The organism is Tianweitania sp. (genome assembly GCF_032053605.1).
Classification (GTDB): Bacteria; Pseudomonadota; Alphaproteobacteria; order Rhizobiales; family Rhizobiaceae; genus Tianweitania.
The window spans coordinates 1-7,764 of record NZ_DAMBUH010000135.1 but is presented as its reverse complement, the minus strand read 5'-3'; the positions used below and the strand labels follow the sequence as shown (position 1 = coordinate 7,764).

The window sequence follows — 7,764 nt, the reverse complement described above, 5'->3', positions numbered from 1 at the left end:
CCAGCGAATTGACGACCGGCACAATGCCGGCCTTGGCGCAGGAAGTCTCGCTTCCGGGCTGCAAGCCGTTCAGCACGAACATCCTGGCATCATCCGCCATAACGCGCCGCAGTCGGGTAGCTTCGACATAATGGGCCACGAAGAAATGCCGACAACCCTTGTAATAGAGCGCCCGCGCGACCCGCTCCGCACCGAGCCCATAGGCATCCGCCTTGACAACCGCCGCCGCCCGTCCGGGCGCGACCAGGGCCGACAGTTTCTCGTAATTGCAGCCAAGCGCCTGCAGGTCGATTGTCAGGATTCCGGAAGCGCCTTCGGCCGAGGCTTGGAAGGGCAGCGTTACATCGAGAGCTGCAGCGTTCATGTCCAATCCGCGCTAAGGTGGACAGATCTTAGTGAAACGATCCTCGAATTTCACGCATATGATTGCATGAAAATTTCGATAACTTATAATTTTTGAAATGGAACCCGAATTTTTGGAATAATACGCTATGGCCTCTCTCGATGCGATCGACCGCAATATTCTGCGCCTTCTACGGCTCGATGCGCGGATGAACAATGTGAAGATCGCCGAGGAGGTCGGACTGTCGCCATCAGCCTGTATGCGGCGCATACGCATCATGGAGGATAGCAACGTCATCCGCGGCTATACGGTGCTCGCCGATACCGCGTCGATCGAGTCCACCATCGCGGTGATCATCAACATTACGCTGGAGCGGCAGACGGAGGAGCATCTCGATCGCTTCGAGGCGGCGGTGCAAAAACACCCGGAAATCCGCGAATGCTTCCTGATGACCGGGGGCTCGGACTATCTGCTGCGCGTCGAGGTCGCCAATGCCGGCGAGTTCGAGCGAATCCACAAGGAAATCCTTTCGACCCTGCCGGGCGTCTTGCGCATCCATTCGAGCTTTTCGATCCGAAACGTGCTGGCGACGCGCATCAAAAGCAGGCGCTGAGCATTACCTATCGTGCAGCCTGGCTTCGAGGTCGCGGCCGCTGGCGGAAGCCTGCTCCAGCCGTTCGGCAAATTCCCGCCGCAGGGTGCGGCGCAGCATGGCGGCATGGTGGCGACGGATGTCAATCGGCTCCTCGGGACGGAGTTTCGGCACCTGCACCGGGCGGCCGTTGTCGTCGACCGCGACCATGGTAAAGTAACAGGAATTGGTGTGACGTCGGAGCCCCGAGCGGATGTTCTCTGCCTCGACGCGAATACCGACTTCCATCGATGTGCGGCCCGTATGGTTGATCGAGGCGCGAAAGGTCACGAGCTCGCCGACATCGATCGGCTCCTTGAAGGTCACCTGATCGACGGACAGCGTCACGGCATATTGCTGCGAATAACGCGAGGCGCAGGAGAAGGCGACGCGATCGAGGAGGTTCAGAAGAGCGCCGCCGTGCACCTTGCCGGAAAAGTTCGCCATGTCCGGCGTCATCAAAACCGTCATTTCCAAGCGTCTCGGGTCAGCCTCGGCCAATGCCATCCGTCGTCCCACGTTGAGTTTGATGCCGATGGAACGCAACCTGCCTACTGCAACGCGCGGTGCGAGACTTAAGCGCGTGACAGGATGAAATCGGCGCAGCGTTCAGCGATCATGATCGTCGGCGCATTGGTGTTGCCGCTGACAAGCGTCGGCATGACCGAGGCATCGGCAACCCGTAAACGCGGAACGCCGATCACCCGCAACTGACTGTCGACCACGGCCATGGCGTCGCGGCCCATCTTGGCCGTGCCGGAGGGGTGGTAGACGGTCTTGGCTATGGAGCGCGCGTGTTTCTCGATCGCCTCGTCGCTCTGTGCTTCGTCGCCGGGAGCCAATTCGCGGAAGCCGAGCGCCTTCATCGCCGGCGCAGCTAGGATCTTGCGGCCGAGCTTGATACCGCGCATCAGGGTTTCGATGTCAGTCCGGTTGTTGAGGTTATTGCCGAAGAACACGATCGGATCCTCGGCCCTGGTGCTTCGCAGCGAAACCTTGCCCCGTGCCTCCGGGCGCAGGATGCACGGATTGATCGATACGCCGTGGCCATCCATCTGCCCGCGCGAGGCGTCGCCTACCAGAGCCGGCGTCACATGGAACTGGATGTCCGGCCGGCCGCAGCCGGACGTATCGATGAAGCCGCCCGTCTCGACCACGTTGGAGGTCAGCAGGCCAGCGCGGCCGAAGAGATACTGCAGGCCGTTGAGGGCGGCCCGAAGCCCCTTGTCCTGTCCCTTCATCGAGACCGGCCGATCGGTGATGCCGTAGACGGAGGCTGTGATATGGTCCTGAAAATTCTCGCCGACGCCGGGCAGGTCGCGCAGCACCGGAATGCCGTGCGATGCAAGATGTACCGCCGGCCCGATGCCGGAGAGCATCATCAGCTTCGGCGTCGCCAGTGCGCCGGCGCACAGAATGACCTCCTCCTTGGCCCGGGCTTGGTGATCCACGCCGTCGGCCGTGCGATAAGCGATCCCCGAGGCGGCGCCATTTTCCATCATGATGCGGGAGACGGCGCTATCGGTGCTGATCGTGAGCAGCGGCGATCCCTTGACCGCCTTGAGATAGGTGGCGGCCGTCGAGCCGCGCCGCGCATTGAAGGTGGTGGTCTGGAAGAAGCCGACGCCTTCTTGTGACGCTCCGTTGAAATCATGCGTCAGGGGCAGGCCCACTTCCTGGGCGGCGCGCAGGAAGGCCGAACTGATCGGATGACGGTGGCGCGGCTCCGAGACCTTCAACGGACCGCTGGTGCCGTGATATTCGCCGGCCAGCGTCTCGTTGTCCTCGCTACGCTTGAACACCGGCAAGACGTCGTCATAGCCCCAGCCCTCGCAGCCGAGATCACGCCAGGTGTCGTAATCCTGCGCCTGGCCGCGGATGTAGATCATTGCATTGACGGAAGAGCCGCCGCCGAGCGTGCGGCCCTGCGGTACGACCAGCACCCGGCCATTGGCGCCGGGTTCCGGCTCGGTCTGATACATGAAGGTGCGTTTCGTACCAAGCACGCGCACGAAGGCGGCCGGGATGTGGATGAAGGGCATATTGTCCTTCGGCCCGGCCTCCAGCATCAGCACGCTCTTGCCGGCCTTGACCAGCCGGTTCGTCACCACGCAGCCGGACGAGCCGCCGCCCACGACGATGTAATCAAACGTTTTCATCCGCTGCCGCTCAGGTCCCGGCTCAGGCGCCGACGTGGCTGACGAACTTCGTCGTCAGATAGCCATCGAGGCTTTCCGCACCGCCTTCGCTGCCGTAGCCACTATCCTTGATGCCGCCGAACGGCGTCTCGGCGGCGGCGATGCCAAAATGGTTGATCGACACCATGCCCGCCGCCAGCTCCTCGGCGAAGCGGTCGGCCGTCTTGAGAGAGCGGGTAAAGGCGAAAGCAGCGAGGCCGAAGGGCAGCCGGTTGCTGCGCTCGATCGCCTCGTCCACCGAACCGACGCGCACCAGAGCCGCGACCGGCCCGAAGGGCTCCTCGTTCATGATGCGGGCTTCTTCCGGTACGTCGGACAGCACCGTCGGCTCGAAGAAGAAACCGGCATTGCCGATACGGCGACCGCCGCATTCCAGCTTGGCGCCGGCCGAGATAGCGTCATCGACTAACATTTCCATCGCATCGAGGCGGCGCGGATTGGCGAGCGGGCCCATCTGGGTTTCGTCAGCCAGACCGTCACCCACCTTCAGCGCCTTTGCGCCGGCGACGAAGCTGTCTCTGAAGCCGTCATAAACTGAGTCATGTACATAAAATCGCGTCGGCGAGGCGCAGACCTGACCGGCATTGCGATATTTCAGCATGACGCCGAGCTTGGCTGCAGCCGCCACATCCGCGTCGTCCGCGACGATGTACGGCGCATGGCCGCCGAGCTCCATCGTGGAACGCTTCATATGCGAGGCGGCCGCTGCTGCCAGCGCCTTGCCGACCGGAACCGAGCCGGTGAAGGAGATCTTCTGGATGATCGGGGAAGCGATCAGGTAGTCCGACACTTCGTGCGGAATGCCGAAGACGATGTTGATTACGCCGGCCGGCACGCCAGCGTCTTGGAAGGCTCTGGCAAGCTCGATACAGGCCGAAGGTGTTTCTTCCGGCGGCTTGGCGATCACCGAGCAACCGGCGGCCAGCGCTGCGGAAATCTTGCGGACGAGTTGGTTGATCGGAAAGTTCCACGGCGAGAAGGCGGCAACGGGGCCAACCGGTTCCCGCAGCGACATCTGCCGCGCACCCGGCACGCGCGAGGGGATGACACGGCCGTAAATGCGGCGGGCTTCCTCGGCATGCCATTCGATATGTTCCGGTGCGGCATTGGCTTCGCCGCGCGCCTCGGCCAGCGGCTTGCCCTGCTCGCGCACCATATGCTGGGCGATCGTTTCCGCCCGCTCCCGGACGATACCGGCTGCCTTCTGCATGATGCGGGAACGTTCGAGCGCCGTCATCTTGCGCCAGGTCTCGAAGCCCCGGCTGGCTGCGCCAAGCGCGGCATCCAGATCGGCGCGTTCGGCGATCGGCAATTGCGCAATACGCTGTCCGGTCGCGGGGTTCTTGACCTCGGCAGTGCGGTTGCCGGAGGCGGCACGCCAGATCCCATCGATCAAGAGCGGTTTATCGAGCATGACTGATTTCCTTGAAATTGCGATCAAATTCCGGTTTCGGCAGGCTGCTGGCGACCTGCGCATATTCGTCTGCGATGCGGGCAACGATCTCGGCGGCCGGCAGAACTTCCTTGACGAGGCCCGCGCTCTGACCGGCCTCGACCTTGCCTGCATCCACGTTGCCGTCGAAAGCGGCGGTCTTGAGCGAACTTGCGGTGAACAGAGCCTTGCGCTGTTCGTCCGGGAGCCCCTCGGCCTCGGCCTTGGCCATGCCCTCGGCAAACTGGTTGCGGATGACACGGATGACGCCGAAACCACGGCCAACGACCATGGTGTCGGCAACGCCGGCCTTGACCAGCAGGTCCTGATAGGCGGGATGCAGCCGCGCCTCGCGCGACATCATGAAGCGCGAGCCGAATTGCGCGGCGCCAGCGCCAAGCGAGAGAGCAGCTGCAAGTCCGTGGCCATCGGCAAAGCCGCCCGAGAGGATCAGGGGCATGTCGGGCACGGCCTTGGCAATGGCGCGGCCGAGCACCAGCGTCGAGACGAGTTCCGGAGGCGGGTGACCACCGGCCTCGCCGCCAACGGCGATCAGTCCATCGACACCGGCATCGGCAGCCTTGAGGGCATGGATCTCGCCGGAAACAACGTGCAGGCAGATCGTGCCGGCGGCCTTGAAGCGGTCTATGTATTTCTTCGGCCCGCCCTGGGATGCGATCAGCACAGGAATGCGCTTCTCGAGCAGCATGTCCATGATCGCCTCGGCGCCCTCGCGATAAAGCGGGAGGTTGACGGCGAAAGGCTTGTCGGTGCCGGCCTTGATCTCGTCGATCGCCTCTTCGAGATGATGCGGGAACATCGGGCCGGCGGCAAGCACTCCAAGACCGCCGGCATTGGAGACGGCAAGCGGCAGCGTGGAATTGGAGGATGCCCAAGACATGCCGGCCTGGACGATCGGAAGGTGTATGCCGAGAAGCTTGGTGACGCTGGTTTCGATGCGCATGTCAGACCTCGATGCCTGCGAGCTTGCGGGCGTGGGCGGCAAGCTGTTTCTTCTGGATTTTCGAGCTGGCGGTCATGCCGATCGATTCGAAATCCTCGACGATCCACACGTGACGGGGGACCTTGAAGCCAGCCATTTCCTTCTTTGCCCAGTCGATGATCTCGCTCGGCGTCGTGTTGCAGCCCTCGTTGAGAATAACAAAGGCGGCGGTGACCTCGACCAGCCGCTCGTCCGGCAGGCCAACAACGGCTGCCTGCCGGATCAGCCGGTTCTGGTGCAGTACGTTCTCGACATCGGCGGGCGAGACGTTCTCGCCGCCGACGCGCACGATATCCTTGGCCCGGCCCATGAAGCGCAGCCGCCCGGACGCGTCGAGGGCGCCGAGATCGCCGGTCGCCAGCCAGCCGTCGGGAGAGAGCGCCGCGGCGGTTTCCTCCGGCTTGTCGAAATAGCCCTTCATGATGTTCCAGCCGCGTACCTGGATCTCACCCGGCTCGTCAGGCCCGGCATCGCGAACATCCGCTGTACGGATGCGCACCTCCACACCGGTCTGGATGCGCATAGCGGCGCTGACCCGGATATCTTCCGGCTCCCACCAGCAGGACTGCGGGACGTTCGGGGAGGCCTCCGAGAGGCCGTAGCCGACGACGCATTCGCGGGCTCCGAGTTCGTCGATGACGCGACGGACGATGGTGGGCGAGGCGGCAAGCCACGCGCCGCGCAGATTGAGCTTGCGCGAGGGCAGGTCGGGATGCGTCAGCAGCATCAGCGCCATTGTGTCATTGCCGGAAAAATGCGTGCAGCGCTCCGCTTCTATCAGCCGCAACGCCTCGCCGGGTTCGAAGCGGTCCATGCTGACGAGCGTTGTGCAATGCTGCAGGCAGGAGAGGATGGACAGCGTGGTGCCGGCGACATGGAAGAAGGGGCGGGCGCTGTGGAAGCGGTCGCCGGGCCGCAGGCCCATGCGAAGGCCAGAGAAAAAGCCGTTGGGCAGCATGTTGCGGTGGCGCAGCAGCACCCCCTTGGGGAAGGATGTGGTGCCGGAGGTATACTGGATCAGCAGAACATCGTCCGGTTCATCACACGGTGCGACGGGCGCGAGGGGTTTGGTACACAGGTCCCTCCAGCTTTGCGCCGCTGCCGGAACATCGTCACCAACAACGAGGACGCGCTTCAGATCGGGCAGTGCCTCATGCGGAAGCGTCGCGTCGATGCCAGCGAAGATACTACGCAGCATGGCGATGAAATCGATCTTAAGGAAACGGTCGCAGGTGATCAGCGTCGTGACCCGCGACTGCTTGAGCGCATAGGCCATCTCGGAGGCGACGAAGCGCGTATTGACCGGCACGGTGACTGCGCCGAGCGAGCCGATCGCAAAGAAAATGACAACCCAGTCGGTTGAATTGCCGAGGCAGAGCCCGACACGATCGCCCTTGCGCACGCCGGCTGCAAAAAGCGCGGCTCGGGCGGCGGCGACCTTGTCCTGCAGTTCGCCGAAGGTGAGCCGGCCACCAGTGGCGACGATTGCCTCCACATCGGGCGCGATGGTCGTGGAGCGCTGGAGGGCGGCCGAGAGGGTTAGGGGACAGATCGGCTTGAGATCGAGCGCAGTCACTTGCCACCCTTTCGGCGGACGACTTCGGAGAATTTTTCGATACCGGCGCGCCAGCCGCCATCGGCGAGATTGCGCTCGATCGCCGCCATCTCGATGCGGATGCCGTTGGTCAGGTTGGTTTCGTGACCCATGTCGACGGCCTGCTTGGTCAGCGCCATGGCGAGCGGAGGAGCGGCGGCAATGCTGTCGGCGATCTCCTGACCGACCTGTTCAAGGGCATCGGGCAAAACGACGCGCGAGACGAGGCCGCGCTGATAGGCTTCTTCCACCGGCATGATCCGGCTGGTGAACAGCAATTCCTTGGCATTCATGCGGCCGATCACCCGCTGCAGGCGCTGGGTTGCGCCGACGGTGCCCCATTGCGGCTCGGGAAAGCGGAAGGTGGTCTTCTCCGACGCGACGACGAAGTCGCAGCTCATGATGATTTCGCCGCCGGAGCCGACAACCGGCCCCTGGGTCAGCGCCACGACCGGCTTGCCGCAGCGCCCGATCGCGTCATAGGCGGCGAACGACGCCTGCCGGCGGGCGATCACCCATGCTTCGTCCTTGCCGGTGCGCTCCTTCAGGTCGGCGCCAGCGCA

Annotated in this window: 8 protein-coding genes; 1 reads left to right on the top strand and 7 read right to left on the bottom strand. The window is 63.6% G+C overall.

What is annotated here, in order from left to right:
• The coding region (locus tag RTX98_RS18875; protein WP_312798372.1) for an alanine racemase at nucleotides 1–364 on the bottom strand (364 nt) is incomplete at its 3' end.
• Between the two features lie 127 nt (nucleotides 365–491).
• Here RTX98_RS18875 and RTX98_RS18870 point away from each other — a divergent pair.
• Nucleotides 492–956 carry an Lrp/AsnC family transcriptional regulator gene (locus RTX98_RS18870; protein ID WP_312798370.1) on the top strand — a complete coding sequence of 155 codons (465 nt, stop codon included), beginning with the start codon at nucleotides 492–494 and terminating at the stop codon, nucleotides 954–956.
• Nucleotides 957–959: 3 nt separating this feature from the next.
• Here the strand turns inward: RTX98_RS18870 and RTX98_RS18865 are convergent, their stop codons facing one another.
• The 6 genes from RTX98_RS18865 to RTX98_RS18840 form a co-directional block, all read right to left on the bottom strand.
• A complete protein-coding gene (locus RTX98_RS18865) occupies nucleotides 960–1,481 on the bottom strand; it encodes an acyl-CoA thioesterase (RefSeq protein WP_312798368.1) in 522 nt (173 codons plus the stop codon).
• A gap of 68 nt (nucleotides 1,482–1,549) precedes the next feature.
• The gene (locus RTX98_RS18860; protein WP_312798367.1) at nucleotides 1,550–3,133 is read right to left on the bottom strand and encodes a GMC family oxidoreductase; all 1,584 of its coding nucleotides are present in this window, start codon (nucleotides 3,131–3,133) and stop codon (nucleotides 1,550–1,552) included.
• 22 nt (nucleotides 3,134–3,155) lie between these two features.
• Nucleotides 3,156–4,586 (bottom strand): NAD-dependent succinate-semialdehyde dehydrogenase, encoded by a 1,431-nt coding sequence (locus RTX98_RS18855; RefSeq protein ID WP_312798366.1) that lies wholly within the window; start codon nucleotides 4,584–4,586, stop codon nucleotides 3,156–3,158.
• Entirely contained in the window at nucleotides 4,576–5,568 is a 993-nt protein-coding gene (locus RTX98_RS18850; protein ID WP_312798365.1) for a nitronate monooxygenase family protein, read from the bottom strand. The genes RTX98_RS18855 and RTX98_RS18850 overlap by 11 nt, the downstream gene beginning before the upstream one ends.
• A gap of 1 nt (nucleotide 5,569) precedes the next feature.
• Nucleotides 5,570–7,183, bottom strand: coding sequence for an AMP-binding protein (locus RTX98_RS18845; RefSeq protein WP_312798364.1), 1,614 nt, complete (start codon nucleotides 7,181–7,183; stop codon nucleotides 5,570–5,572).
• On the bottom strand, nucleotides 7,180–7,764 hold a 585-nt coding region (locus RTX98_RS18840; protein ID WP_312798363.1), incomplete at its 5' end, for an enoyl-CoA hydratase/isomerase family protein. The genes RTX98_RS18840 and RTX98_RS18845, both read right to left, overlap by 4 nt.

What these genes read in the sequence shown, in the direction of transcription:
- RTX98_RS18870 (WP_312798370.1), top strand. Translation starts at nt 492, where the DNA reads ATGGCCTCTCTCGATGCGATCGACCGCAATATTCTGCGCCTTCTACGG.
- RTX98_RS18850 (WP_312798365.1), bottom strand. Translation starts at nt 5,568, where the DNA reads ATGCGCATCGAAACCAGCGTCACCAAGCTTCTCGGCATACACCTTCCG.
- RTX98_RS18860 (WP_312798367.1), bottom strand. Translation starts at nt 3,133, where the DNA reads ATGAAAACGTTTGATTACATCGTCGTGGGCGGCGGCTCGTCCGGCTGC.
- RTX98_RS18865 (WP_312798368.1), bottom strand. Translation starts at nt 1,481, where the DNA reads ATGGCATTGGCCGAGGCTGACCCGAGACGCTTGGAAATGACGGTTTTG.
- RTX98_RS18855 (WP_312798366.1), bottom strand. Translation starts at nt 4,586, where the DNA reads ATGCTCGATAAACCGCTCTTGATCGATGGGATCTGGCGTGCCGCCTCC.